This is a genomic window from Kitasatospora sp. NPDC015121 (assembly GCF_055562955.1).
Genome location: NZ_JBVHEH010000015.1, coordinates 123,259 through 147,630 on the forward strand (window position 1 = coordinate 123,259; position 24,372 = coordinate 147,630).

Here is a 24,372-nt window from a genome sequence, read left to right on the forward strand (position 1 = left end):
CACAACGCCCGGCGGCCCGGGGACGGCCCACAATGGACACCGTGCTGACCGAACTCTGTACGAAGGGTGCGCCGCCCGCGCCCACTCCCTCCCCGTACGTGGATCTGGACCGCGCCGAGTGGAGCGCGCTGCGCGAGCGCACCCCGCTGCCGCTGTCCGCCGAGGAGGTCGAGCGCCTGCGCGGCCTCGGTACGGCGCTGGACCTCGACGAGGTCCGGGACGTCTACCTGCCGCTCTCCCGGCTGCTGAACCTGTACGTCCACGCCACCCACGAACTGCGCGGCGCGGTGGGCTCGTTCCTGGACACGCCCGACACCGAGCGGGTGCGCACCCCGTTCATCATCGGCGTGGCCGGCTCGGTCGCGGTCGGCAAGTCGACCACCGCCCGCCTGCTGCAGGCGCTGCTGGCCCGCTGGCCGGAGCACCCCCGGGTGGAGCTGGTCACCACCGACGGCTTCCTGCTGCCCAACGCGGAGCTGCGCCGGCGCGGCCTGATGGCCCGCAAGGGCTTCCCGGAGTCGTACGACCGGCGGGCGCTGATGCGCTTCGTCGCGGACGTGAAGGCGGGCAAGGAGCGGGTCACCGCGCCGGTGTACTCGCACCTGGTGTACGACATCGTGCCGGGCGAGCGGCTGGTGGTGGAGCGCCCGGACATCCTGATCGTCGAGGGCCTGAACGTGCTGCAGCCGGCCCTGCCGGGGACGGACGGGCGGACCAGGATGGCGGTCGCCGACTACTTCGACTTCTCGATCTACGTGGACGCCCGCACGGACGACATCGAGGCCTGGTACCTGGACCGGTTCCGCAAGCTGCGGCAGACCGCGTTCCAGGACCCGAACTCGTACTTCCGGCGCTTCACCGAGGTGCCGGAGGAGGAGGCGATGGACTACGGCCGCCAGGTCTGGCGGACCATCAACAAGCCGAACCTGCTGGAGAACGTGCTGCCCACCCGGGGCCGGGCCACCCTGGTCCTGCAGAAGGGGTCGGACCACAAGGTCCGCCGGGCGCTGCTGCGCAAGCTCTGAACCGTCCGGACGTCCGGAACGCGCGGGCCGGGGGCGGAGCGCCGCCCCCGGCCCGGCGCGCGCTCAGCCCAGGTGCAGCCGGACGGCGTCGGCGAGCCGCTGGCAGACGTCCTGCGCCTGCTCGTGGCCGACCGCCTCGACCATCACCCGCACCAGCGGTTCGGTGCCGGACTTGCGCAGCAGGACCCGGCCGGTGGTGCCGAGCTCGGCCTCCGCCTCGGTGACGGCGAGCTGCAGCTCGACGCAGGTCTCGACCCGGTTCTTGTCCACGCCCTTGACGTTGATCATGACCTGCGGGAGCCGGGTCATCACGGCGGCCAGGTCGGCCAGCGGCTGCTTGGTGGCGGCCAGCCGGGCGCCCAGCATCAGGCCGGTCAGGGTGCCGTCGCCGGTGGTGGCGTGGTCGAGCAGGATCACGTGGCCGGACTGCTCGCCGCCCAGCGCGTAGCCGTGGTGCTTCATCTCCTCCAGCACGTACCGGTCGCCGACCGCGGTCTGCACCAGCTCGACGCCCTCGCGCTCCATCGCCAGCTTGAAGCCCAGGTTGGACATCACGGTGGCGACCGCGGTGTTGCGGCGCAGCGTGCCGGCCTCCTTCATGGCGACCGCGAGGATCGCGATGATCTGGTCGCCGTCGACCTCGTTGCCGTCGGCGTCGGCGGCCAGGCAGCGGTCGGCGTCGCCGTCCAGGGCGATGCCGAGGTCGGCCCGGTGCTCCTTCATCGCGGCGCACAGCCGGTCCAGGTGGGTGGAGCCGACGCCGTCGTTGATGTTCAGGCCGGTCGGCTCGGTGCCCAGGGTGTAGACCACCTCGGCGCCGGCCCGGGCGAAGGCCTCGGGGGCGACCCGGGCGGCCGCGCCGTGGGCGCCGTCGATGACGACCTTGACGCCGTCGAGCCGGTTCGGCAGCACCGCGACCAGGTGGGCCACGTACCGGTCGAAGCCCTCGTTGTACTGGCGGACCCGGCCGACCGCCGCGCCGGTGGGGCGGTTCCAGCTCTCGTCGCCGGCGCCGTAGCGGCGGTAGTGCGCCTCGATGGCGTCCTCCAGCGCGTCGTCCAGCTTGTGGCCGCCGCGGGCGAGGAACTTGATGCCGTTGTCGGGCATCGCGTTGTGGCTGGCGGAGAGCATCACGCCGAAGTCGGCGCCGAGCGCGCCGGTCAGGTAGGCGACGGCGGGGGTGGGCAGCACGCCGACCCGGAGCACGTCCACGCCGGCCGAGGCCAGGCCGGCGATCACGGCGGCCTCCAGGAACTCTCCGGACGCCCGCGGGTCCCGGCCGACCACGGCCACCGGGCGGTGGCCCTCGAAGGCGTTGGCGTCGCCCAGCACGTGGGCGGCGGCCACCGACAGGCCCAGGGCCAGCTCTGCGGTCAGGCTCTCGTTGGCCACCCCGCGTACGCCGTCCGTACCGAAGAGTCGTGTCATGTTCGCGTTCGTCCCGTCCTGTCGCGCCGGTGGTGCGGGTTGGTGTGGTGGCGCCGCCCGGGCTCCGCACCGGCCCGGGGAGGCACAACGCCCCGGAGCACAGGAGTGCTCCGGGGCGAGGATCGCATGAAGGGTGCGATTAGCGCTTGCTGTACTGCGGCGCCTTGCGGGCCTTCTTGAGACCGGCCTTCTTGCGCTCGACGGCGCGCGAGTCGCGGGTCAGGAAGCCGGCCTTCTTGAGCGCGGCGCGGTTGTTGTCCACGTCCGCCTCGTTCAGCGCACGGGCCACGCCGAGGCGCAGCGCGTAGGCCTGGCCGGAGACGCCGCCGCCGGCGATGCGGGCGATGACGTCGTAACGGCCGTCCAGCTCCAGGAGCTTGAAGGGCTCGTTCACGGTCTGCTGGTGCACCTTGTTGGGGAAGTAGTTCTCCAGGGTGCGACCGTTGATCTTCCACTGGCCGGTGCCGGGGACGATGCGCACGCGGGCGATCGCCTCCTTGCGGCGGCCGAGGCCGGCGCCGGGGACGGCCTCGCCGAAGCGGCCGGCCAGCGACTCGGTGGTGTACTCGGTCTCGGTGGTGTACTCGTCGACGTTCTCGTCGTCGAAGTCGACCTCGAGGGTGCTCTCGATGGCAGTCTCGGCCACGGTGTTCCTCAGCTCTTCTACGTCAGTTGGGGTGCGGGTGGCCGGAATTACTGCGCGACCTGGGTGATCTCGAACGGCACCGGCTGCTGCGCAGCGTGCGGGTGCTGGTCGCCCGAGTAGACCTTCAGCTTCGAGAGCATCTGACGGCCCAGGCTGTTCTTCGGAACCATGCCCTTGATGGCCTTCTCGACGGCCTTCTCCGGGTTGTTCGCGAGCAGGTCGTCGTAGCGGACCGAGCGGAGACCACCCGGGAAGCCGCTGTGGCGGTAGGCCAGCTTCTGGGTCTTCTTGTTGCCCGAGAGGTGCACCTTGTCGGCGTTGATGATGATGACGAAGTCACCAGTGTCAACGTGCGGCGCGTAGATCGCCTTGTGCTTGCCCCGCAGGAGGTTGGCGGCCTGGGAGGCCAGGCGGCCGAGCACGACGTCGGTCGCGTCGATGACGTGCCACTGACGCTGGACGTCGCCGGGCTTGGGGCTGTACGTACGCACGGTCGTAGCCTTCGCTTTTCAGTGAGTGGGTCCTGACAGGAGCACCAAGGCCCGGGGCCTCCAGCCGATCCGCCCGGACGCAATTCGGGCAGCCGCTGGAGTTCGGCCTGTCGTCTCCGGCGTACCGACCTCTCACGTGAGATAGAGCGAGCCAATACGCACAACAGCGGCCAACGATACCGGGCCGGTGGGGTGGATTCCAAACCGGCCCGGCGCGGGCCCCGGTTCAGCGGTCGCGGACGACCCGGGTCTCGTCCCAGACCGGCTCCGGGGCCTCGTAGACCCGGCCGTCCGAGCCGAACACCAGGAAGCGGTCGAAGCTGCGGGCGAACCAGCGGTCGTGGGTGACGCACAGCACGGTGCCGTCGAAGGCCTCCAGGCCCTGCTGGAGCGCCTCGGCGCTCTCCAGGTCCAGGTTGTCGGTGGGCTCGTCGAGCAGCAGCGCGGTGGAGCCGGACAGCTCCAGCTTGAGGATCATCAGCCGGGCCTGCTGCCCGCCGGACAGCGACTCGAACTTCTGCTCCTCCTGCCGGTCCAGCTCGTAGCGGCGCAGCGCGGACATCGCCGCGCCGCGGGAGAGCGCGTGCTCCTCCTCGACGATCGAGCGGACCGTGCGGCCGAGCAGCTCCGGGTGGGCGTGGGTCTGCCGGAAGTGGCCGGGGACGACCCGGGCGCCGAGCTTCCAGTCGCCGCCGTGCCTCACCGTCCCGTCGCCGGCCAGCAGCCGCAGGAAGTGCGACTTGCCGGAGCCGTTGGAGCCCAGCACCGCGACCCGCTCGCCGTAGAAGACCTCCAGGTCGAAGGGCTTCATCAGGCCGGACAGCTCCAGGCCCTGCATGGTGAAGGCCCGGACGCCGGTGCGGCCGCCCTTGAGCCGCATGGTGATCGACTGCTCGCGCGGCGGCGCCTCGGGCGGGCCGGCGTCCTCGAACTTCTTCAGCCTGGTCTGCGCGGCGGCGTACCGGGAGGCCATCTCGTGGCTGACCGCGGCGGCCTGGCGGAGCGTCACGACCAGCTTCTTCAGCTTGGCGTGCTCCTCGTCCCAGCGGCGGCGCAGCTCCTCGAAGCGCTCGAAGCGGGCCTTGCGGGCCGCGTGGAAGGTGTCGAAGCCGCCGCCGTGCACCCAGACGCTGGAACCGGTCGCGCCGGACTCCACCGCGATGATCTTCTCGGCGGTGCGGGAGAGCAGCTCGCGGTCGTGCGAGATGTACAGCACGGTCTTGCTGGTGGCCCGGATCGCCTCCTCCAGCCAGCGCTTGCCCGGCACGTCCAGGTAGTTGTCCGGCTCGTCGAGCAGCAGCACCTCGTCGGGGCCGCGCAGCAGCGCCTCCAGCACCAGCCGCTTCTGCTCGCCGCCGGAGAGGGTGTTCAGGCCGCGCCACTGGGCCCGCTCGAACGGCACGCCGAGGGCGGCCACCGTGCAGACGTCCCAGTCGGCCTCGTACTCGTAGCCGCCGGCGTCCGACCAGTCGGAGAGCGCCTGGGCGTACGCCATCTGCGACTTCTCGTCGTCCTGGGCGATCATCGCGAGCTCCGCGGCGTCCACCGCGCGGGCCGCGTCGGCGATCCGCCGGGGGGCGACCGAGACCAGCAGGTCGCGCACCGAGGCGTCGGCGGGCAGCGCGCCCGGGGCCCCCTCGGCGCTCTCCCGGCCGGTCGTGCCGACGAACTGGCGCATCACCCCCAGGCCGCCGGAGACGGTGACCGAGCCGCCGTGCGGCTGGGTGTCGCCCGCGATCATCCGCAGCAGGGTGGTCTTGCCGGCGCCGTTCGCGCCGACCAGGGCCACCGCGGCGCCCTCGCCGACCCGGAAGGACGCGTCGTCGAACAGCACCCGCCCGTCCGGCAGGTAGTACTCAAGGTGCGAGATCTCGACATGTCCCATGCCTACGGATTGTGCCAAGCGTTCTGCCCCGGTCCCAACCGGTTTACGTACCGATTCGGTGCTGGTCCTTCACCTGCCGACCCTTCCGTCCCCTAATATTCGCGCTTATGAGCGATGGGATGGGGACGCCCCCGGAGCAGGGCGGTCAGCCGGGTGGTGGGCAGCAGCCGGGCGGTCAGCAGCAGGGCGGTCAGCCGCCGCAGGTTCCGGGCCAGCAGCCGCCCGGCGATCCGGCGCAGGGCTTCCCCCCGCCGCAGGGGTTCGGGCCGCCCCAGGGCTTCCCGCCCGCCGACCCGAACCAGCCGCAGGGCTTCCCCCCGCAGGCCTTCCCGCCGGTGGACCCGAACCAGCCGCAGGGCTACCCGCCCGGCGGCGGCCCGGCGTACGGCTACCCGCCGCCGGCCGCCCCCGGCGGCTACGGCTACCCGCCGGTGGCCGTCCCGGCCGAGCCGGACTGGTACGCGATGGCCGAGGAGAACGAGCAGGCCGGGCGCCGCCGCCGCTGGGTCCGGATCGGCATCGGCGCGGGCTGCGCGCTGGCCCTGGCCGGCGTGGTGACCGCCGCGCTGCTGCTGTACAAGCCCGGCGACAAGAAGCCGTCCTCGGACGACGCCACCGCCTCGCACACCGTGGCCGGCTGCGTCAGCCCGACCACCGGCCCGCAGAAGTCCAGCAGCGACCTGCGGCTCGGCTCGGCCGCCCAGGCCGGCACCGTGGCGGGCCACAGCGGCCTGGCGCTGACCCTGCGCGGCAACGGCGACGGCTACGCCGAGGTCGGCTCGGTGGTGGTCGACACCTGCAAGTCGTTCACGGTCTCCGCGGTGGTCCGCAACACCTCGCCGGGCGAGCCCCGGGCGGCGCTCTCGCAGGGCAGCGACGGCTTCTTCTCGTTCTACCTGGGGCGCGGCGCCAAGAACCAGTGGGTGTTCAAGATCCAGGGCGCGGCGGAGAGCGGCAGCGCCGTCGAGGCGCTCTCCTCGGCCGGCGACGCCGGGTCCGAGTGGACCACCCTGACCGGGGTGTACAACGTCGCCGACAAGACCATCTCGCTGTACGTGAACGGCGAGCTGGCGAAGACCACGCCGGCCCCGAACGGCATCCTGTCGACCAACGGCCCGATCGAGATGGGCCGGGCGCGCTTCAAGTCCCGCTGGGTGGACGCCTGGATGGGCTCGATCGCCGACGTGCAGGTCTGGGAGCAGCCACTCACCGCGGCGCAGATCGGGCAGATCGCGGTGGACCGCTCCACCGACGTCGAGGCGAAGGCCACCTGGTTCCGGTTCTGACCGGCCCCCGGAACGCCCCGCCGCACCCCGCCCCGGGGTGCGGCGGACGTGCTCGGGGCGGGCACCGCGAAGGCCCCCGGGCGGGGGCCGCGGACGGCGGGCGGGCACCTGCGGGGCCGCGAACACCCGGCCGTTAGTATGACGGTCACTTCTGCCCTGTTCACCGTCCCCGCCCAGCCGACCGGCCCGCGGGTTTTCCCCGCTAGGAGCCGTCCGTGGGATCTGCCAAGCCGCGCAAGGGTCTGTGGGGTGCCCTCAAGATCCTGCTGCTGGTGCTCGTCCTGGCCGCCGCGGGCAACGCCCTCTTCCCCAACTGGCGCACCTCCGGCGAGGGCAAGAAGGACGTCACGGTCCGCTACCGGACCGACCCGCAGCCGAACGTGCAGATCGCCAAGCCGTGGCTGGAGGTCATCAACTCCTCGAAGAAGCCGCTGCCGCTGCACGACGTCACGCTGAAGTACTACTTCACCTCCGACGGGGACCACCCCTACGCGTACAACTGCGTCGAGGCGGCGGGCATCGACTGCTCGAACGTCTTCGGCACCATCGCGCCGCTGGCCAGCCCCACCCCGGACGCCGACCACGTGCTGCTGCTGACCTTCGCCGAGGCGGCCCCCACCCTCGCCCCGAACGAGAACAGCCGCGGCATCCAGCTCCAGCTGTACCGGGTCGACGGGCAGAACCTGGACCAGTCGAACGACCGCTCCTTCAACGCCGCGTTCACCACCTTCAAGCCGTCCAAGCAGGTCACCGCCTACAAGGCCGGGGCGCTGGCCTGGGGCGACGCGCCGCACGGCGGCGGGGAGGCCCGGCCGGGCACGGCCGCGGCCGCGCCGCTGGTGCCCAAGAACGTGCTGTTCGACAACTTCCACTACACCGGTGCGACCGACCCGGCGCTGAACAAGCACGGCTGGCGGGTGCGCACCAGCAAGGGCGGCCCCGGCATCACCGACACCTGGACGGCCTCCGGGGTGACCTTCCCGGCCGCCGACCAGGCGCTGGGCGGGCAGGCCCTGAACCTGCGGGCCAGCACCGACGGCACCAAGGAGAAGACCGCCCAGGCGCAGCTGGAGAACGCCGACAACGACTTCCTCACCGGCACCTACGCGGCCCGGATCCACTTCTCCGACACCCCGACCGGCGGCCAGCCCGGTGACCACATCAACCAGGCGTTCTACACCATCTCGCCGAACGACGCGCTGTACAGCGAACTCGACAACGAGTACATGCCGAACGGCGGTTGGGGCTCGCCCGGGCCGGTGCTCGACACCACCACCTGGTACAACGTCAAGGCCAACGACCGCTCCACCAAGCGCAACAAGACCAGCCTGCAGGGCTGGCACACCATCGTGATCACCGCCGCCGAGGGCAAGGTCACCTACGCGCTGGACGGCCAGGAGCTGTTCAGCACCTCCGGCAAGTACTTTCCCCGGCAGACCATGGGCGTCAACTTCAACATCTGGTTCGTCGACCTCCCGTTCAAGGGCGACCGCAGCTGGGACATGCGGGTCAACTGGTTCTACTACAACGCCGACAAGGCGATGAACCAGGCCGAGGTCGACAAGGCGGTCACCGACCTGTACGCGGGCGGCGCCACCTACGTGAACACCCTCACCGCCGCCAAGCGCTGAGCCCCCCTCCACCGCCCCGCCGCCCGGCGGGCGCGCGCCGCCGCCGGCCGCCCGTCACGCCGCCCGCCGCCGGCCACCCGTCACGCCGCAAGGGAGCACCATGAGTTTCGCGCCGGTCCGCCGGACCTTGAGCCGCCGATCCGCCCTCCGGCTGGCGGGCTCCGGCGGACTGGCCGCGGCCGGCGCGGGCCTGCTGGCCGCCTGCAGCAGCAGCGCGGTCCCCAGCAGCAGCCTGACCCCGCCGGCCGGCGGCCCGGCCTCCGCGAGCGCGGGCAACCCGGACTTCCCGGTGCCGAAGGAGCCCGCCGTCACCCCGGGCGGTCTGACCCCGAGCAGCCGCCGCGCGACCTGGTCGCAGCAGTTCCAGGCCGACCACGGCTTCAAGGCCGCCGGCGCCGGCACCAAGTCCTCCGAGCCCAACGACTCCAAGGTCTTCCTGAGCGGCTCGCAGTCCGCCCGGGTCAGCACCGACGGCTCCGGCCGGCAGTCCTCGCTGCGCCGGGGCGGCATGCCGAAGATCGACCTGACCGGGAAGATGCTCCGGCTGACGCTGCGCGTGGAGAACACCGACCACCTGCGCAAGATGGCCCTGTACGTGGGCAGTTCGGACCTCGCCAACTACTACCTGTGGCACTTCCACACCCACTCGGCGACCTCGGCGAACTTCGTGCAGTCCGGCGAGTGGGTGGTGGTCACCCTGCAGTGGTCGGACGTCACCGAGGCGGCCGGCTCGTACAAGCTCTCCAAGTACGGGGTGCCGACCACCACCTCCGGCTTCACCGACCTGTCGCTGGCGGTGTACGACGACGCCAAGGGCCCGGTCACCTACTGGCTGCAGTCGGTCGAGGCCGTCCCGGACACCCGCACCACCTTCCCGCGCGGGGCGATATCGATCACCTTCGACGACTCGCGCTCCTCGGTCTACGACCTGGCGCTGCCCGCGATGAGGGCCCACGGCCTCACCGGCACCATGTTCAACATCGCCGAGGCCGCCGGGACGAACAGCTACCTGACCCTCGACCAGATGAAGTCGCTGCAGCAGGCCGGCTGGGAGATGGGCGGCCACGCCTTCTCCAACGACGCGCACACCGTCGGGTACAACCAGCTGACCGCCAAGCAGGTCGACGCCGACCTCGGCAAGCTGCGCGACTGGATGGACTCCCACGGCTTCGACAGCCGCAACTTCGCCTACCCGCACGGCTCGTTCCAGCAGACCACCGACGGGGTGCCGGTCGACCTGATAGCCGGCCGGCACTTCAGCACCGCCCGCTCGATCGTCTACGAGACCATCGAGTCCTTCACCCCGGCGATGCCGTACCGGCTGCGGGCGATGACCGGGATCAACGACGGCAACGGCATAGGCGGCTCGGTGCTCGCCGAACTGACCGGCCAGGGCGGCAAGTTGGACCGCTGCGTGCGCAACGGCGACTGGCTGATCCTGTGCTTCCACGAACTCGTCGAGTCCAACCCGACGGCCAGCACCCAGATCACCCGGGAGGGCTTCGCCGCCGCGATGAGCGCCATCGCGGCCAGCGGCGCCCCGGTGGTCACCATCTCCGAGGCGATGAAGCACTACTCCTGACGGACCCCGCGACGCCCGTGGGGGCCCCGAGGAGTCCTCGGGGCCCCCACCGGAGCCGGAACCGGGCCGGAACGCGAGCCTCAGGCCCCCGCGAAGCCCGGCTCCTCCTCGTTCCACATCGCCGAGTAGTCGCCGCCCTTGTCGTTGTGCGCGGAGACCTCGACACCGGCCTCCCGGGTGCCCCACTTGCCCTTGTTCAGGGTCAGCAGCGCGTACACCCGCAGCGGGGTCAGCAGGGTCAGCTGGATCACGCCGTACACCGGCGCCAGCATGAACATCCCGAAGCGCTTGACGAAGCCCATGTTGCGGCGCGGGAAGTCCAGGTAGCGCACGTTGCGCAGGTAGCCCATCAGCACCATGAACACCAGGTAGTCGCCGATGTGCCGGACGAACCCGGCCGGGTTCAGGACCGGCGAGATCAGCAGCGAGTAGACCATCGCGCTGCCGAAGACCAGCCACAGGCCCATCTCCATCACGGTCAGCCAGAACGCCGGCCGGTGCATCACCTGGTTGCGCAGCGCCCACAGCGACTCGCGGAAGAACGACTTGTTCCAGCGGACCTGCTGGCGCAGGAAGTGCGGCAGCCGCTCCGGGACGGCGGTGTAGCCGACGGCCGTCTCCTGGAAGACCACCCGGCCCTCGATCAGGCAGTAGTTGGTCATCCGGCGGTCGTCGCCGAACACCGCGGGCTTGCCCAGGAACTGCTGGTTGAGGAAGTCCTCCAGGTACTTGCGCACCAGGTCGCCGCGGTACGCGGAGAGCGCGCCGCAGCAGCACAGCACCGAGTTCAGCTGCGAGTACGCGGCCCGCTCGAACAGGAAGGAGTTGCCGTACCGCAGGTCCTGCAGGCGGGTGAAGATGTTCGCGTCGTGGTTCAGCGCCAGCACCATGCCGGTGGAGGCCATCACCCGCTCGTCGACCAGCGGGGTGATCAGCTCGCGGACGGTGTCCCGGGTGAGCACGGTGTCGGAGTCCACGCACAGGAAGATGTCGGAGTACGGCGCGTGCTGGAAGCCGCGGGCCAGCGCCTCGCGCTTGCCCCGGTTCTCCGGCTGCGCGCTGACCTTGAAGACCACGCCGGCCTCCTCGAACTCCCAGGCGATCCGCCGGGCGACCTCCAGGCCGGCCGGCGAGGCGCTGGCGTCGTCGATGATGTGGACCTCGTTGGGCAGCCGGCTCTGCGCGAGCAGGCTGCGCAGGCCCTGCTCGAACATCGCCGGGTCCTCGTTGTAGATCGGCAGGACCGCGGTCACCCACATGTCGTCGAGCTTCTTGAGCTCCGCGGTGTTCGCCCGGCGCGGCCGGTAGAACAGCGCCAGCAGCATCTTGATGCTCAGCAGGCCGATCGCCGCCAGCGAGTACGCGTGGATCGAGGACCGGTCCATCTTCATCGCGACCAGCGCGGCCAGTGCGGCGAACACCAGGTAGGAGACCTTCAGGTGCCGCTTGCGGCGGTGCCCGCGCTGCTGGCCGCGGCCGTCCGCGCCGGCCACCGCCATCGGGGCGGCCGCCACCGGCCGCTCCCGGCGCCGCTGCTCCTCCTCCGCGCGCTGCCGGTCCTGCTCGGCCCGCAGCTCGGCCTGCCGCTCGGCCTCGCGGGCCTGCTCGGCCTCGCGGCGCACGTCGGCCCCGCGCCGCCGGGTCGGGCGCTCCTCACGGGTCGCACTCACAGCTGCACCGCCCGCGGGTGGTCCACCGTCGCGCCCCGGGTGTCGAACAGCAGCCGGGCCCGGTCGGCCAGGTCCGTCAGGTCGATGTCCCGGTGCGGCTGCAGCAGCACCGCCAGGTCGGCCCCGGCGGCGGCCCCGGCGCAGTCCGTCACCCGCGGCACCGGGCGGCCGCCCACCGTCCAGTCCGGGACGTTGGCGTCGTAGTAGCTCAACTCGGCGCCGCGCCGCAGCAGTTCGGTCGCCACCGCGAGGGCGGGCGACTCCCGCTGGTCGGCGATGTCCGGCTTGTAGGTGACGCCGATCAGCAGCACCTTCGAGCCCCGGACCGCCAGCCCGCGGTCGTTCAGCAGGTCCGCGGCCCGCTGCACCACGTGCAGCGGCATCCGCTGGTTGATCTCCTGCGCCAGCTCGACGAACCGGAACGGTATGCCCAGCGAACGGACCTTGTACGAGAGGTAGTTGGGGTCGATGGGTATGCAGTGCCCGCCGACGCCCGGCCCCGGGTAGAACGGCGCGAAGCCGAACGGCTTGGTGGAGGCGCAGCGGATCGCGTCCCACAGGTCGACGCCGATCTCCCGGCAGAACATCGCCATCTCGTTGACCAGCGCGATGTTGACGTGCCGGTAGGTGTTCTCCAGCAGCTTCGCCATCTCGGCGGTGCGCGCGTCCTTGGCCTCGACCACCTCGCCGACGAAGCGCTCGTACAGCTCGCGGGCGGCCTTGGCGCAGGCCGCGGTGCAGCCGCCGACCACCTTCGGGGTGTTCTCCAGGCCGTAGCGCGGGTTGCCCGGGTCGATCCGCTCCGGCGAGAACGCCAGGTGGAAGTCGACGCCGGCCTTCAGGCCGCCGGCCTCCAGCACCGGGCGGACCACGTCGTCGGTGGTGCCCGGGTAGGTGGTGGACTCCAGCACCACCAGGGTGCCGGGGCGCAGCCGCTCGGCGATCGACGCGACCGCGCCGTTGACGGCCCCCAGGTCGGGCGCCCCGTGCTCGGTCAGCGGGGTCGGCACGCAGATCACCACGGCCTTGGCGTCCGCGATCACGGCCGCGTCGGTGGTGGCGGTGAACCCGGCCGCCCGCATGTCCGCGACGTCCGCGTCAGAGATGTCGTCCACGTGCGAGCGGCCCTCGTTCAGGCCGCCGACGACCCGCTCGCTGCGGTCCAGGCCGACCACCCGCAGCCCGGCCCGGGTGGCGCCCCGGGCCAGGGGCAGGCCGACGTAGCCCAGCCCGATCACGACGAGGTCGATGTCCTTGCGGATGTCCATGACGGGTACTACTCCAAGAGTGCTGGAACCGTTTTCCGACCGGTGCGGTCCCCCGTTCGGACCTCCACGCTCCGTTCGTGGCCCCGCGGGAACTCCGTGGGCGACCGATCGGCTGTGCGGCGCAGACCTAGATGTTCGCACAGCGCCAAGCGGCTCCATAGTCAGGGGGTCCGACAAGCACATGACCCTCGTCACACTCCGGCGTGTTCCCGCTCCGGACGGGCGCCGGGTGTGCTGTCAGGCCCCTCCGGCGGCGGGCAGCGTCCGCAGCCGGCGGGAGATCCGGTTGCGCTCGGCGAGCTGGTCGTCCGCCGGGTAGCCGACCTCCTCCAGGGTCAGCCCGTGCGGCCGGATCACGTTGACCGCCGAGTTGCGCACCCCGCCCGCCAGCACCTCCCCGGGGAACTCCACCGGCCGGTGCCCGTCGCCGACCAGCAGCATCGCCCCGACCAGCGAGCGCACCATGTTGTGGCAGAACGCGTCCGCCCGCACGGTGGCCACCGCCAGCGAACCCTCCTGGGCCGCGTACGGGTCGATCGGCACCCGCTCCCAGTACAGCTCCAGCAGGGTGCGGATGGTGGTCGCGCCCTCCCGCTTCTTGCAGTACGCGGCGAAGTCGTGCTCGCCGACCAGCAGCCGGGCCGCCTCGTTCATCCTCTCCAGGTCCAGCGGCCGGTCGTGCCAGAGCACGTGGCCGCGCAGCAGCGGGTCCACCCCGCCCGGGTGGTCGGCCACCCGGTACGCGTAGCGCCGCCAGACCGCCGCGAACCGGGCGTCGAACCCGTGCGGCGCCTCGGCGACCCGGTACACCCGGACGTCGGCGGGCAGCCGTCCGGCCAGCCGCCGCAGCAGCTTGGCGCCGTGCTGGGCCCAGAGCGCGTCCGGCAGGTCGACGTGCGCGACCTGGCCCCGGGCGTGCACCCCGGCGTCGGTGCGGCCCGCCACGGTCAGCGGGAAGTTCTCCTCGCTGCGCAGCACGATCCGCAGCGCGTCCTCCAACTCGCCCTGCACGGTGCGCCGTTCACGCTGCCGGGCCCACCCGGAGAACTCCGCGCCGTGGTAGGCGAGGTCCAGCCTGATCCGGGTGTGCCCGTCCGCCGGGCCGTCCTTCACCGGCGGCAGTTCCGCGCAGTCGTTCCCCACTCCAACTCCCCTGTCCCGTGACTGAGACGTCCCGTGGCCGGGACGCGAACGGGCCCGCTCCCCCGGTGGACGGGAGAACGGGCCCGGACGGAGAACCTACCCGAGTGCTCAGGCCTCGGTGGTCTCGGCGGCCTCGTCGGCCTTGGTCTCGTCGGCCTTGGTCTCGGCGGCCTGGTCGGCCTCCTTGACGGCGCGCTTGGCAGCGGCCTCGGCCTCGGCGACGGTCGCCTTGGTGGCGATCTCGCCCTCGACCAGCTCGATCACGGCCATGGGCGCGTTGTCGCCGCGACGGCCGCCGATCTTGGTGATGCGGGTGTAACCGCCGGGGCGGTTCTCGAACCGCGGGGCGATCTCGATGAAGAGGGTGTGCAGCACCGACACGTCGGTGATGGTCTTGCGCACCAGGCGACGGTTGTGGATGTCGCCCTTCTTCGCCTTGGTGATCAGCTTCTCCGCCAGCGGGCGCAGGCGACGGGCCTTGGCCTCGGTGGTGGTGATGCGGCCGTACTGGAACAGCTCGCGGGCCAGGCCGGCCAGCAGCAGCGGCTCGTGGGACGGGCCGCCGCCGAGACGGGCACCCTTGGTGGGACGGGGCATGTTCAGCTCCTTGTATCTCCGACTACGGCCGTACCAGGTACCGCAGCGGGCGTGCGGACACCGCGTCCGCACGACTTCTCACGCCACCGGGGGCGGTCCGGCGAGGACCGCCCCCGGTGTCGAAACTCAGTACTGCTCGGTCTCCGCGTAACCCTGGTCGTCCAGGTCGTCGGCGCCGAAGGCGTCGGCGGCGGCGGTCGGGTCGAACCCGGGCGGGCTGTCCTTGAGGGCCAGGCCCATGCCGGCCAGCTTCGCCTTGACCTCGTCGATCGACTTCGCACCGAAGTTGCGGATGTCGAGCAGGTCGGCCTCCGAGCGGGCGACGAGCTCACCCACGGTGTGGATGCCCTCGCGCTTGAGGCAGTTGTAGGAGCGGACGGTGAGTTCCAGCTCCTCGATCGGCAGCGCCAGGTCCGCGGCCAGGGCGGCGTCCGTCGGGGACGGGCCCATGTCGATGCCCTCGGCGTCGACGTTCAGCTCGCGGGCCAGGCCGAACAGCTCGACCAGGGTCTTGCCCGCCGACGCCATCGCGTCGCGCGGACGCATGGCCGGCTTGGTCTCGACGTCGACGATCAGCTTGTCGAAGTCGGTGCGCTGCTCGACACGGGTCGCCTCGACCTTGTAGGTGACCTTGAGCACCGGGCTGTAGATGGAGTCGACCGGGATCCGGCCGATCTCCTGGCCCGAGGCCTTGTTCTGCACGGCGGAGACGTAGCCGCGACCGCGCTCGACGGTCAGCTCCATCTCCAGCTTGCCCTTGCCGTTCAGCGTGGCCAGGACCAGCTCGGGGTTGTGCACCTCGACACCGGCCGGGGGCGCGATGTCGGCGGCGGTGACCACACCCGGACCCTGCTTGCGCAGGTACATCACGACCGGCTCGTCGTGCTCCGAGGAGACGACCAGCTGCTTGATGTTCAGGATGAGGTCGGTGACGTCCTCCTTGACGCCCGGCACGGTGGTGAACTCGTGCAGGACGCCGTCGATCCGGATGCTGGTGACGGCGGCACCCGGGATCGAGGAGAGGAGCGTGCGGCGGAGCGAGTTGCCGAGGGTGTAGCCGAAGCCCGGCTCGAGCGGCTCGATCACGAACCGCGAGCGGAACTCGTCGACGACCTCTTCGGTCAGCGAAGGACGCTGAGCGATCAGCATGTTCTGGATCCTCCAGTTGTCTTCGGCACCCACTATTTGATGCCGATAGAACTCAAGCGTACGGGCTCCCGCGAGAAACGGGAGCCCGTACGGGGTTTGAAACACCGATCGCCTGGTGACCCCAGGCGTCGCGTCAGACGCGGCGGCGCTTCGGCGGACGGCAGCCGTTGTGCGGGGTGGGGGTGACGTCCTGGATCGAGCCGACCTCCAGGCCGGTGGCCTGGAGCGAACGGATCGCGGTCTCGCGGCCGGAGCCCGGACCCTTGACGAAGACGTCGACCTTGCGCATGCCGTGCTCCTGCGCGCGGCGGGCAGCGGCCTCGGCGGCCATCTGCGCGGCGAACGGGGTGGACTTGCGCGAGCCCTTGAAACCGACGTGGCCGGCCGAGGCCCAGGAGATCACGTTGCCCGAGGGGTCGGTGATCGAAACGATGGTGTTGTTGAACGTGCTCTTGATGTGGGCGTGCCCGTGAGCGACGTTCTTCTTCTCCTTGCGGCGGATCTTCTTCGCGCCGGCAGCCTGACGACCCTTGGGGGGCATAAGTCTGTATCTCCTACTGAGGTGGTCGGTCCGCTGACCCGCGGGCCGGAGGGATGTCCGGTTGACGGGACGGACTACTTCTTGCCCGGCTTCTTCTTGCCGGCGATCGCGCGACGCGGGCCCTTGCGGGTACGCGCGTTGGTGTGGGTGCGCTGGCCGCGGACGGGCAGGCCGCGGCGGTGGCGCAGGCCCTCGTAGCAGCCGATCTCGACCTTGCGGCGGATGTCGGCGGCGACCTGGCGGCGGAGGTCACCCTCGACCTCGAAGTTCGCGTCGACGAACTTCTGCAGCTTGACGAGGTCGTCCTCGCTGATGTCACGGACGCGGATGTCACCGCTCACGCCGGTCTCGGCGAGCGCCAGCTGGGCGCGGGTCTTGCCGATGCCGTAGACGTAGGTGAGGGCGATCTCGATCCGCTTCTCGCGGGGGAGATCAACGCCGGAAAGGCGTGCCATTCAAGGCTCCTGTGGTTCTTCTCAGAGGTCTGACGTGCCGCCTACTCGCTGTCTCTCGACAGGGAGCCCCGGCCTCTGACCGGGGGTGGCAGTCCGTCCCGGAGGACGGATCGGGCGGCCCGCTTATGACGTGGTGCGCGTCGCGCGAAGGTCCTACGAGAAATGCGGGGTGAGTCAGCCCTGGCGCTGCTTGTGGCGCAGGTTGTCGCAGATCACCATGACCCGGCCGTGGCGGCGGATCACCTTGCACTTGTCGCAGATCTTCTTGACGCTCGGCTTGACCTTCATGACTCAGGTTCTCCGGGGTCTAGATCTGGCGGTTGTTACTTGTAGCGGTAGACGATCCGGCCGCGGGTCAGGTCGTAGGGGCTGAGCTCCACCACGACCCGGTCATCCGGGAGGATGCGGATGTAGTGCATGCGCATCTTGCCGCTGATGTGCGCGAGGACCTTGTGACCGTTCTGCAGCTCGACCTTGAACATCGCGTTCGGAAGAGACTCGATCACGGTGCCCTCGATCTCAATGGCGCCTTGCTTCTTAGCCATGAACTGCGAGATCCACCCTTCGGGTCCGGCTACCGTATGCGGAACGCTCGTGCGAACCAGGCTTCACCTCGGCCCGGACGGAGTCCGCGGGGCTGAGGGCGTGCCGAAACACGCTACGAGAGAGCCGACGCACCATCGTAAACCAAGCACCGTGCCGGAGCGAAATCAGCGCTTCGCGGCGACCTGGATCGGCACCACCGGCTGCACCACGGCGGTGCACGCCGAGCAGCGGCGGGCCGCCTCCGGGATGTCGGTCAGGCACTCGGGGCAGGGGCGCTTCGGGGTGGCCGGCTTCTTCGGCAGGTAGCGCGCGGTGGCCTTGGAGACCGGCAACACCACGCAGAAGTACAGCACCGCGGCGGTCAGCACGAAGGCGATCAGCACGTTCAGGAACTGGCCGTACGGGAAGATCACGCCCGCGACGTGGAACTTGTAGGCGCTGAAGTCGCCGGCCGCGCCGACCACCACGCCGAGCACCGGCGTCAGGAAGGCGCTGACGAAGCCGGTGACCACGCCGGTGAACGCGGCACCGATCACCACACCGACCGCCATGTCGATGACGTTGCCGCGCATCATGAAGTCGCGGAAGCCCTTGAGCACTGTCTCTCCCCTGGGGTTGCTGCGGGTGTCAGCTGATGAAAATAGGACAAGGGGCCCGGAGGTCCAAACCCCCGGGCCCCGATCCGTCCCCGGTGAGAGAAGTCCCTCAGCTCACCCGCGCGGGCCGGTTCAGCCCAGCGGGTCCGGCGCGGCGGTGACGCCCAGCTTGGCCAGCTCGGCCCGGCCGCCGTCGAAGGCGGTCAGCACCAGCGGGCCCTGCTCGGTGACGGCCACCGAGTGCTCCCAGTGCGAGGCCCAGGTGCCGTCGGTGGTGACGACCGTCCAGTCGTCCGCCAGCACCTCGGTGTGCGGGGTGCCGAGCGAGACCATCGGCTCGATCGCCAGCACCGTGCCGGGGACCAGCTTCATGCCCTTGCCGCGGCCCGCCACGTAGTTCAGCACGTGCGGCTCCATGTGCATCGCGGTGCCGATGCCGTGGCCGCCGTAGCCCTCGGTGATGCCCCACTTGCCCTTCGGCGGCAGCGGCTGGCGGCGGATGAAGCCCTCGATCGCCCGGGAGACGTCGACCAGCCGGTTGCCCTTCCGCATCTGGGCGATGCCGGCCCACATCGAGCCCTCGGTGACCCGCGACAGCATCACGTTCTCGGCGGCGGTCTCGCCGACCGCCACGGTGATCGCGGCGTCGCCGTGCCAGCCGTCCAGGATCGCGCCGCAGTCGATCGAGATCAGGTCGCCGGCCTTCAGCACCCGCTCGCCGGGGATGCCGTGCACGACCTCCTCGTTCACCGAGGCGCAGATCACGCCCGGGAACCACAGGCCGCCGTGGTCGGCGCGGAAGTTCGACGTGGCGCCGTGCTTGGCGATGACCGCGTCCGCGACGTCGTTCAGCTCCCCGGTGGTCACCCCCGGGGCGACCGCCTCGCGGCAGGCCTTCAGCGCCTCGGCGACGACCAGCCCGGCCGCCCGCATCTTGGCGATCTGCTCGGGGGTCTTGATCTCCACCATCTGGTCAACGCCTTCCACGTTCTGTGTCTCGGACTGCCCTCCACCGTACGACGCACGAGACGGCCGGGTCGCCCCGCTGCGGGGCGACCCGGCCGTCTCGTGACGCTCGTGGCGTCAGGCGTTCTTCTTCTGCTCCAGGGCGGCGACCGCGCGCTCGGTCACCTCGTCCACCTTGCCGAGGGCGGGGATGGTGACCAGCAGGCCCTGCTCCTGGTAGTAGCCGATGATCGGCTCGGTCTTGGAGTGGTACTCCTCCAGCCGGACCCGCACGGCCTCCTCGGTGTCGTCCGAGCGCTGGTACAGCTCGCCGCCGCACTCGTCGCAGACGCCCTCGGTCTTCGGCGGGTTGTACACCACGTGGAACACGTGGGCGCCGTCGTTGCGGCACAGCCGGCGGCCGGCGATCCGCTTGACGACCTCGTCCTCGGAGACCTCCAGGTCCAGCACGCCGTCCAGCGCGATGCCCTGCTCGGCCAGGAAGGCGTCCAGCGCCTCGGCCTGACCCAGGTTGCGCGGGAAACCGTCCAGCAGGAAGCCGCCCGCGGCGTCCGGCTGGAGCATGCGGTCCTTGGCCATCCCGATGGTGACCTCGTCGGGCACCAGGCGCCCGGCGTCCATGTAGGACTTCGCCTCGACACCCAGCGGGGTGCCCTGGCTGATGTTGGCACGGAACAGGTCACCGGTGGAGATGTGGGGAATGGACAGGGTCTTGGCCAGAACGTGCGCCTGAGTACCCTTCCCGGCCCCGGGGGGTCCGACGAGGACGATTCGCATCAGCGGAGGAACCCTTCGTAATTGCGCTGCTGGAGTTGGCTCTCGATCTGCTTCACAGTTTCGAGTCCGACGCCGACGACGATGAGCACGGAGGTGCCGCCGAACGGGAAGTTGGTCTGCTGTCCGAAGGCGACCAGGGCGACCATCGGGATCAACGCGATGAGGCCCAGGTAGAGGGATCCCGGCCACGTGATGCGGGTGAGCACGTAGTTCAGGTACTCGGCCGTCGGCCGGCCGGCCCGGATGCCCGGGATGAACCCACCATACTTCTTCATGTTGTCGGCGACTTCTTCGGGGTTGAAGGAGATCGCGACGTAGAAGAAGGCGAAGAAGACGATCAGCACGAAGTACGTCGCCATGTAGACCGGGTGGTCGCCCTTGACGAAGTGGTTCTTGATCCAGATCGCCCAGTCCGCCTGCGAGTTGGTCAGCTGGACCACCAGCGCGGGGATGTACAGCAGCGACGAGGCGAAGATGACCGGGATCACGCCCGCCTGGTTGACCTTCAGCGGGATGTAGGTCGAGGTGCCGCCGAAGGAGCGCCGGCCGACCATCCGCTTCGCGTACTGCACCGGGATCCGGCGCTGGGCCTGCTCGACGAAGATGACCAGGCAGACCACGATGATGCCGACCGCGATGACGGAGGCGAACTCGCCCCAGCCGTCGAGCAGCTTGCCCGACTCCTTGATCGCCCACATCGAGCCGGGGAAGCCGGCCGCGATCGAGGTGAAGATCAGGATGGACATGCCGTTGCCGATGCCGCGGTCGGTGATGAGCTCACCCAGCCACATGATCACGGTGGTGCCCGCGGTCATGATGATGACCATGGTGGCGATCCGGAAGATCGACTGGTCGGGCACGATGTTGCCGCCCTCGGGGCAGCCCGAGAACAGGGCGCCGCTGGACGCGGTCGCCAGGATGCCGGTTCCCTGCAGAACGGCGAGGGCGATGGTCAGGTAGCGGGTGTACTGCGTGATCTTCGCGGTGCCGGCCTGCCCCTCCTTCTTCAGGGCCTCCAACCGCGGGATGACCACGGTGAGGAGCTGCAGGATGATGCTGGCCGTGATGTACGGCATGATGCCGAGCGCGAAGATGGTCAGTTGCAGCAGCGCGTTGCCGCTGAACAGGTTGACCAGCCCGAAGAGTCCTTCCTTCTGTCCGTTCACGCACGCGTGGACGGCCTGGAAGTTGATCCCGGGCATCGGAACGTGGGCGCCCAGCCGGAACAGCACCATGATGCCCAGCGTGAACAGCAGCTTCTTGCGCAGGTCGGGCGTCTGGAACGCCCGCGCGAACGCACTGAGCACGGTGCCTCCTGCGCCTCCCGCGCGTCGTCGGCGGAAGGGTCGGTCCTGATGTGGGGAAAGGGAACTTCACGGACTCTAACAGTGCCCGGGTCCCGGACAGAAGCGCGTCCGGCCGCTCCCCCACTCACGGGGTACGGCTTGCCCGGGTTTGACACAACAAATCGCGCGCACGACGAGGGTCCGGACAACGGCACCGGGCCCCGGCCCCCTCCGTGGAGAGGGGCCGGGGCCCGGTGTGCGTTCCGTGCGTCGGACCGACCGCGTCAGAGCAGTTCGGTGACCGAACCGCCGGCCGCGGTGATCTTCTCGGCGGCGGAGCCGGAGACGGCGTCGACCGTCACCTGCAGCGCCACCGCGATGTCGCCCTGGCCGAGGACCTTGACGAGCTCGTTCTTGCGAACGGCGCCCTTCTCGACCAGGTCGGCCACGGTGACCTCGCCACCGTTCGGGTAGAGCTCGGCCAGGCGGTCCAGGTTCACGACCTGGAACTGCTTGTGGGCCGGGTTCTTGAAGCCCTTCAGCTTCGGCAGGCGCATGTGGAGCGGCATCTGGCCACCCTCGAAGCGCTGCGGAACCTGGTAGCGGGCCTTGGTGCCCTTGGTACCACGACCTGCGGTCTTGCCCTTGGAGCCCTCACCACGACCGACGCGGATCTTGTCGGTCTTGGCGCCGGGCGCCGGACGCAGGTTGTGGATCTTGATGGGGGAGTTGTCCGCCATTTCAGTCCACCTCCTCGACCGTGACGAGGTGGCGAACGGTGTGGACCATGCCGCGGATCTCCGGGCGGTCCTCCTTCACCACGGTGTCGTTCAGCCGCTTCAGGCCGAGCGAACGCAGGGTGTCACGGTGGTTCTGCTTGCTACCGATGTACGACTTGGTCTGGGTGACCTTCAGGCGAGCCATCAGGCGCTCACCCCAGCCGCACGGGCCCGGAGCAGCGCGGCCGGGGCCACGTCCTCCAGGGGCAGGCCACGACGGGCGGCGATCTCCTCGGGGCGCACGAGGCCCTTCAGAGCGGCCACGGTGGCGTGCACGATGTTGATCGCGTTGTCCGAGCCGAGCGACTTCGACAGGATGTCGTGGACGCCGGCGCACTCCAGGACGGCACGCACCGGGCCACCGGCGATGACGCCGGTACCGGGGGACGCCGGCTTCAGCAGCACGACGCCGGCGGCCTTCTCGCCCTGGATGGGGTGCGGGATGGTGCCCTGGATACGGGGGACCTTGAAGAAGTTCTTCTTGGCCTCCTCAACACCCTTGGCGATGGCGGCCGGAACCTCCTTCGCCTTGCCGTAACCGACACCCACGGTGCCGTCACCGTCGCCCACCACGACCAGCGCGGTGAAGCTGAAGCGACGACCACCCTTGACTACCTTGGCGACACGGTTGATCGCGACGACGCGCTCGACGTAGGCGGTCTTCTCGGCGACCGGGGCGCCGCCCCGCTCGTCCCGCTTACGGTCGCGCCGCTCGCCACCGGTGCCGCCGCCGGCGCCGCTACCGCGGCGCTGGGGTCCAGCCATTGGAATTACCTCTCTCGTTTACGTCCGCCGACAGAGTCGACGAGCGGCTTAGAAGTCGAGCCCGGACTCGCGGGCCGCGTCCGCCAGGGCGGCGATGCGGCCGGCGTACCGGTTGCCCGCGCGGTCGAAGACGACCGACTCGACGCCGGCGGCCTTGGCGCGCTCGGCGACCAGGCTTCCGACCTTCTTGGCCAGCTCGGTCTTGTCGCCCTCGGTGCCCTTGATGGACACGTCGAGGGTGGACGCCGACGCCAGGGTGTGACCCTTGGCGTCGTCGATGACCTGGGCGACCATGTGGCGGTTCGAACGCGTCACGACGAGGCGCGGACGCACCTCGGTGCCGACGACGCGCTTGCGAACGCGAATGGCGCGGCGCTTGCGGGCGGCGTTCTTGTAGGCGTTGCCCTTGCCGATCTTGACAGAGACGCTCATCGCTTACTTACCACTCTTTCCGACCTTGCGGCGGATGACCTCGCCCGCGTACTTGACGCCCTTGGCCTTGTACGGGTCGGGCTTGCGCAGCTTGCGGATCTTGGCGGCGATCTCGCCGACCTTCTGCTTGTCGGTGCCGTCCACGTGGAACTTGGTGGGCGTCTCGACGACGAAGGAGATCCCCTCCGGCGCGGTGACCAGGATCGGGTGGCTGTAGCCCAGCGCGAACTCCATGTCGGAGCCCTTCGCCGTGACTCGGTAGCCGACGCCGCTGATCTCCAGCGACTTGCGGTAGCCCGCGGTCACGCCGGTGATCATGTTCGCCACCAGCGTGCGCGACAGGCCGTGCAGGGCCTTCGACTGACGCTCGTCGTTGGGGCGGGTGACGAGCAGCGTGCCGTCCTCGCCCTTGCCGATCTCGATCGGCGCGGCGACGACGTGGGTGAGCGAACCCTTGGGGCCCTTCACCGTCACCGTCTGGCCGTCGATGGTGACGTCCACACCAGCGGGAACCTGGATGGGCAGCCGTCCAATGCGCGACATTGCTGTACCTCCGTTTCCCGAATTACCAGACGTAGGCGAGAACTTCTCCGCCTACGCCCTTCTTGGCGGCCTGCTTGTCGGTCAGGAGGCCGGAGGACGTGGAGATGATCGCCACGCCCAGGCCGCCGAGCACCTTCGGCAGGTTGGTGGACTTTGCGTACACACGCAGACCCGGCTTGCTGATGCGCTTGATGCCGGCGATGGAACGCTCGCGGTTGGGGCCGAACTTGAGCTCGATGGTCAGCTTCTTGCCGACCTCGCCCTCGACGGGCTCCTCAACCTTGTAGGAGGAGATGTACCCCTCCTGCTGCAGGATCTCGGCGACGTGCGCCTTGATCTTGCTGGCCGGCATCGCCACGGAGTCGTGGTACGCCGAGTTCGCGTTACGCAGACGCGTGAGCATGTCTGCGATGGGGTCGGTCATGGTCATGGTGGCCTCAGGCCTCTCCCGCCGTGGTTTCTCCGCGCCAGGTCCCCCTCCGCGCACTCGGAGGAGTGCGAAAGGGGCACAAGCGCAGGGGACCTGCGACGTAGTAAGACTGGGTGTTGCGGGCCCTCACAGGAAGGCCGCGGGTCGCCCGAAGGGGACGCCGCAGCAGGGGCCCGACCCCAACACCTTACGGGATCCCTTCCGGGAACCCAAAAGCGTCGAGGTCGGGCACGCTACTCGCGGATGTCAGAACCGCTGGTGGGTGATTACCAGGAGCTCTTGGTCACGCCCGGCAGCTCGCCGCGGTGCGCCATCTCACGGAGGCACACACGGCACAGGCCGAACTTGCGGTACACCGAGTGCGGACGGCCGCAGCGCTGGCACCGGGTGTACGCCCGGACGCCGAACTTCGGCTTGCGCTCGGACTTAGCGATCAGGGCCTTCTTCGCCATGGC

Annotated in this window: 28 protein-coding genes; 4 read left to right on the plus strand and 24 right to left on the minus strand. The window is 70.2% G+C overall.

Translation table 11 applies throughout. The features are described 5' to 3' along the window. The first annotated feature begins 32 nt into the window (after nucleotides 1-32). Nucleotides 33-1,025, plus strand: a complete 993-nt coding sequence (coaA, locus tag ACZ3J7_RS23370) for a type I pantothenate kinase (RefSeq protein ID WP_465624335.1) — start codon at nucleotides 33-35, stop codon at nucleotides 1,023-1,025. A 63-nt stretch (nucleotides 1,026-1,088) separates the two neighbouring features. On the opposite strand, the gene glmM is transcribed toward coaA, so the two are convergent. From glmM to ACZ3J7_RS23390, 4 genes are all read right to left on the minus strand, one after another. Then, nucleotides 1,089-2,453 (minus strand): phosphoglucosamine mutase, encoded by a 1,365-nt coding sequence (gene glmM / locus ACZ3J7_RS23375; protein ID WP_465624338.1) that lies wholly within the window; start codon nucleotides 2,451-2,453, stop codon nucleotides 1,089-1,091. Between the two features lie 139 nt (nucleotides 2,454-2,592). Beyond that, complete coding sequence (gene rpsI, locus ACZ3J7_RS23380) at nucleotides 2,593-3,099, minus strand: 30S ribosomal protein S9 (RefSeq protein ID WP_030457400.1); 507 nt, start codon at nucleotides 3,097-3,099, stop codon at nucleotides 2,593-2,595. Nucleotides 3,100-3,146: 47 nt separating this feature from the next. Beyond that, complete coding sequence (rplM, locus tag ACZ3J7_RS23385; RefSeq protein ID WP_014136251.1) at nucleotides 3,147-3,590, minus strand: 50S ribosomal protein L13; 444 nt, start codon at nucleotides 3,588-3,590, stop codon at nucleotides 3,147-3,149. A gap of 226 nt (nucleotides 3,591-3,816) precedes the next feature. Beyond that, entirely contained in the window at nucleotides 3,817-5,475 is a 1,659-nt protein-coding gene (locus ACZ3J7_RS23390) for an ABC-F family ATP-binding cassette domain-containing protein (RefSeq protein WP_465624341.1), read from the minus strand. 107 nt (nucleotides 5,476-5,582) lie between these two features. Between ACZ3J7_RS23390 and ACZ3J7_RS23395 the strand changes: the two genes are divergently transcribed. From ACZ3J7_RS23395 to ACZ3J7_RS23405, 3 genes are all read left to right on the plus strand, one after another. Further along, entirely contained in the window at nucleotides 5,583-6,761 is a 1,179-nt protein-coding gene (locus ACZ3J7_RS23395; RefSeq protein ID WP_465624345.1) for a LamG domain-containing protein, read from the plus strand. A gap of 215 nt (nucleotides 6,762-6,976) precedes the next feature. Continuing rightward, nucleotides 6,977-8,392 carry a cellulose binding domain-containing protein gene (locus tag ACZ3J7_RS23400; protein WP_465624350.1) on the plus strand — a complete coding sequence of 472 codons (1,416 nt, stop codon included), beginning with the start codon at nucleotides 6,977-6,979 and terminating at the stop codon, nucleotides 8,390-8,392. Nucleotides 8,393-8,492: 100 nt separating this feature from the next. Continuing rightward, nucleotides 8,493-9,974, plus strand: a complete 1,482-nt coding sequence (locus tag ACZ3J7_RS23405) for a polysaccharide deacetylase family protein (RefSeq protein ID WP_465624352.1) — start codon at nucleotides 8,493-8,495, stop codon at nucleotides 9,972-9,974. An 80-nt stretch (nucleotides 9,975-10,054) separates the two neighbouring features. Here the strand turns inward: ACZ3J7_RS23405 and ACZ3J7_RS23410 are convergent, their stop codons facing one another. The 20 genes from ACZ3J7_RS23410 to ACZ3J7_RS23505 all read right to left on the minus strand — a co-directional run bounded on the left by ACZ3J7_RS23410 (nucleotide 10,055) and on the right by ACZ3J7_RS23505 (nucleotide 24,369). Continuing rightward, nucleotides 10,055-11,644 carry a glycosyltransferase gene (locus ACZ3J7_RS23410; RefSeq protein WP_465624354.1) on the minus strand — a complete coding sequence of 530 codons (1,590 nt, stop codon included), beginning with the start codon at nucleotides 11,642-11,644 and terminating at the stop codon, nucleotides 10,055-10,057. Continuing rightward, complete coding sequence (locus ACZ3J7_RS23415) at nucleotides 11,641-12,912, minus strand: nucleotide sugar dehydrogenase (RefSeq protein ID WP_465624356.1); 1,272 nt, start codon at nucleotides 12,910-12,912, stop codon at nucleotides 11,641-11,643. The genes ACZ3J7_RS23410 and ACZ3J7_RS23415 overlap by 4 nt, the downstream gene beginning before the upstream one ends. A 237-nt stretch (nucleotides 12,913-13,149) precedes the next feature. Continuing rightward, nucleotides 13,150-14,025: a tRNA pseudouridine(38-40) synthase TruA gene (gene truA / locus ACZ3J7_RS23420; protein ID WP_465624566.1), complete on the minus strand. Its 876-nt coding sequence runs from the start codon at nucleotides 14,023-14,025 to the stop codon at nucleotides 13,150-13,152. A gap of 138 nt (nucleotides 14,026-14,163) precedes the next feature. Then, nucleotides 14,164-14,652 carry a 50S ribosomal protein L17 gene (rplQ, locus tag ACZ3J7_RS23425; RefSeq protein ID WP_465624358.1) on the minus strand — a complete coding sequence of 163 codons (489 nt, stop codon included), beginning with the start codon at nucleotides 14,650-14,652 and terminating at the stop codon, nucleotides 14,164-14,166. A 126-nt stretch (nucleotides 14,653-14,778) separates the two neighbouring features. After that, the gene (locus ACZ3J7_RS23430) at nucleotides 14,779-15,801 is read right to left on the minus strand and encodes a DNA-directed RNA polymerase subunit alpha (protein ID WP_030457404.1); all 1,023 of its coding nucleotides are present in this window, start codon (nucleotides 15,799-15,801) and stop codon (nucleotides 14,779-14,781) included. Nucleotides 15,802-15,934: 133 nt separating this feature from the next. Continuing rightward, complete coding sequence (gene rpsK / locus ACZ3J7_RS23435; protein ID WP_014136257.1) at nucleotides 15,935-16,342, minus strand: 30S ribosomal protein S11; 408 nt, start codon at nucleotides 16,340-16,342, stop codon at nucleotides 15,935-15,937. A gap of 74 nt (nucleotides 16,343-16,416) precedes the next feature. Further along, a complete protein-coding gene (rpsM, locus tag ACZ3J7_RS23440) occupies nucleotides 16,417-16,797 on the minus strand; it encodes a 30S ribosomal protein S13 (RefSeq protein ID WP_014136258.1) in 381 nt (126 codons plus the stop codon). 174 nt (nucleotides 16,798-16,971) lie between these two features. Continuing rightward, nucleotides 16,972-17,085, minus strand: a complete 114-nt coding sequence (gene rpmJ / locus ACZ3J7_RS23445) for a 50S ribosomal protein L36 (RefSeq protein WP_003956441.1) — start codon at nucleotides 17,083-17,085, stop codon at nucleotides 16,972-16,974. Between the two features lie 35 nt (nucleotides 17,086-17,120). Then, on the minus strand, nucleotides 17,121-17,342 hold the full coding sequence (gene infA / locus ACZ3J7_RS23450) for a translation initiation factor IF-1 (RefSeq protein WP_003956442.1): 222 nt from the start codon (nucleotides 17,340-17,342) through the stop codon (nucleotides 17,121-17,123). 165 nt (nucleotides 17,343-17,507) lie between these two features. Next, a complete protein-coding gene (gene mscL, locus ACZ3J7_RS23455) occupies nucleotides 17,508-17,942 on the minus strand; it encodes a large conductance mechanosensitive channel protein MscL (protein ID WP_465624362.1) in 435 nt (144 codons plus the stop codon). Nucleotides 17,943-18,071: 129 nt separating this feature from the next. After that, the gene (map, locus tag ACZ3J7_RS23460; RefSeq protein WP_465624364.1) at nucleotides 18,072-18,908 is read right to left on the minus strand and encodes a type I methionyl aminopeptidase; all 837 of its coding nucleotides are present in this window, start codon (nucleotides 18,906-18,908) and stop codon (nucleotides 18,072-18,074) included. 114 nt (nucleotides 18,909-19,022) lie between these two features. Then, nucleotides 19,023-19,682 (minus strand): adenylate kinase, encoded by a 660-nt coding sequence (locus ACZ3J7_RS23465; RefSeq protein WP_452159690.1) that lies wholly within the window; start codon nucleotides 19,680-19,682, stop codon nucleotides 19,023-19,025. Beyond that, nucleotides 19,682-20,989 carry a preprotein translocase subunit SecY gene (secY, locus tag ACZ3J7_RS23470; RefSeq protein WP_465624366.1) on the minus strand — a complete coding sequence of 436 codons (1,308 nt, stop codon included), beginning with the start codon at nucleotides 20,987-20,989 and terminating at the stop codon, nucleotides 19,682-19,684. The genes ACZ3J7_RS23465 and secY overlap by 1 nt, the downstream gene beginning before the upstream one ends. A gap of 263 nt (nucleotides 20,990-21,252) precedes the next feature. Then, nucleotides 21,253-21,708, minus strand: coding sequence for a 50S ribosomal protein L15 (gene rplO, locus ACZ3J7_RS23475; protein WP_176188493.1), 456 nt, complete (start codon nucleotides 21,706-21,708; stop codon nucleotides 21,253-21,255). Between the two features lies 1 nt (nucleotide 21,709). Beyond that, complete coding sequence (rpmD, locus tag ACZ3J7_RS23480) at nucleotides 21,710-21,892, minus strand: 50S ribosomal protein L30 (RefSeq protein ID WP_014136270.1); 183 nt, start codon at nucleotides 21,890-21,892, stop codon at nucleotides 21,710-21,712. After that, nucleotides 21,892-22,512, minus strand: a complete 621-nt coding sequence (rpsE, locus tag ACZ3J7_RS23485; protein WP_030457410.1) for a 30S ribosomal protein S5 — start codon at nucleotides 22,510-22,512, stop codon at nucleotides 21,892-21,894. Before rpsE ends, rpmD begins: the two co-directional genes overlap by 1 nt. A 48-nt stretch (nucleotides 22,513-22,560) precedes the next feature. Beyond that, the gene (gene rplR / locus ACZ3J7_RS23490) at nucleotides 22,561-22,944 is read right to left on the minus strand and encodes a 50S ribosomal protein L18 (protein WP_014136272.1); all 384 of its coding nucleotides are present in this window, start codon (nucleotides 22,942-22,944) and stop codon (nucleotides 22,561-22,563) included. 3 nt (nucleotides 22,945-22,947) lie between these two features. Continuing rightward, on the minus strand, nucleotides 22,948-23,487 hold the full coding sequence (rplF, locus tag ACZ3J7_RS23495) for a 50S ribosomal protein L6 (RefSeq protein WP_033250911.1): 540 nt from the start codon (nucleotides 23,485-23,487) through the stop codon (nucleotides 22,948-22,950). Between the two features lie 22 nt (nucleotides 23,488-23,509). Continuing rightward, the gene (rpsH, locus tag ACZ3J7_RS23500; RefSeq protein WP_030055831.1) at nucleotides 23,510-23,917 is read right to left on the minus strand and encodes a 30S ribosomal protein S8; all 408 of its coding nucleotides are present in this window, start codon (nucleotides 23,915-23,917) and stop codon (nucleotides 23,510-23,512) included. Between the two features lie 266 nt (nucleotides 23,918-24,183). Continuing rightward, on the minus strand, nucleotides 24,184-24,369 hold the full coding sequence (locus tag ACZ3J7_RS23505) for a type Z 30S ribosomal protein S14 (protein WP_008747480.1): 186 nt from the start codon (nucleotides 24,367-24,369) through the stop codon (nucleotides 24,184-24,186). Nucleotides 24,370-24,372: the final 3 nt, after the last annotated feature.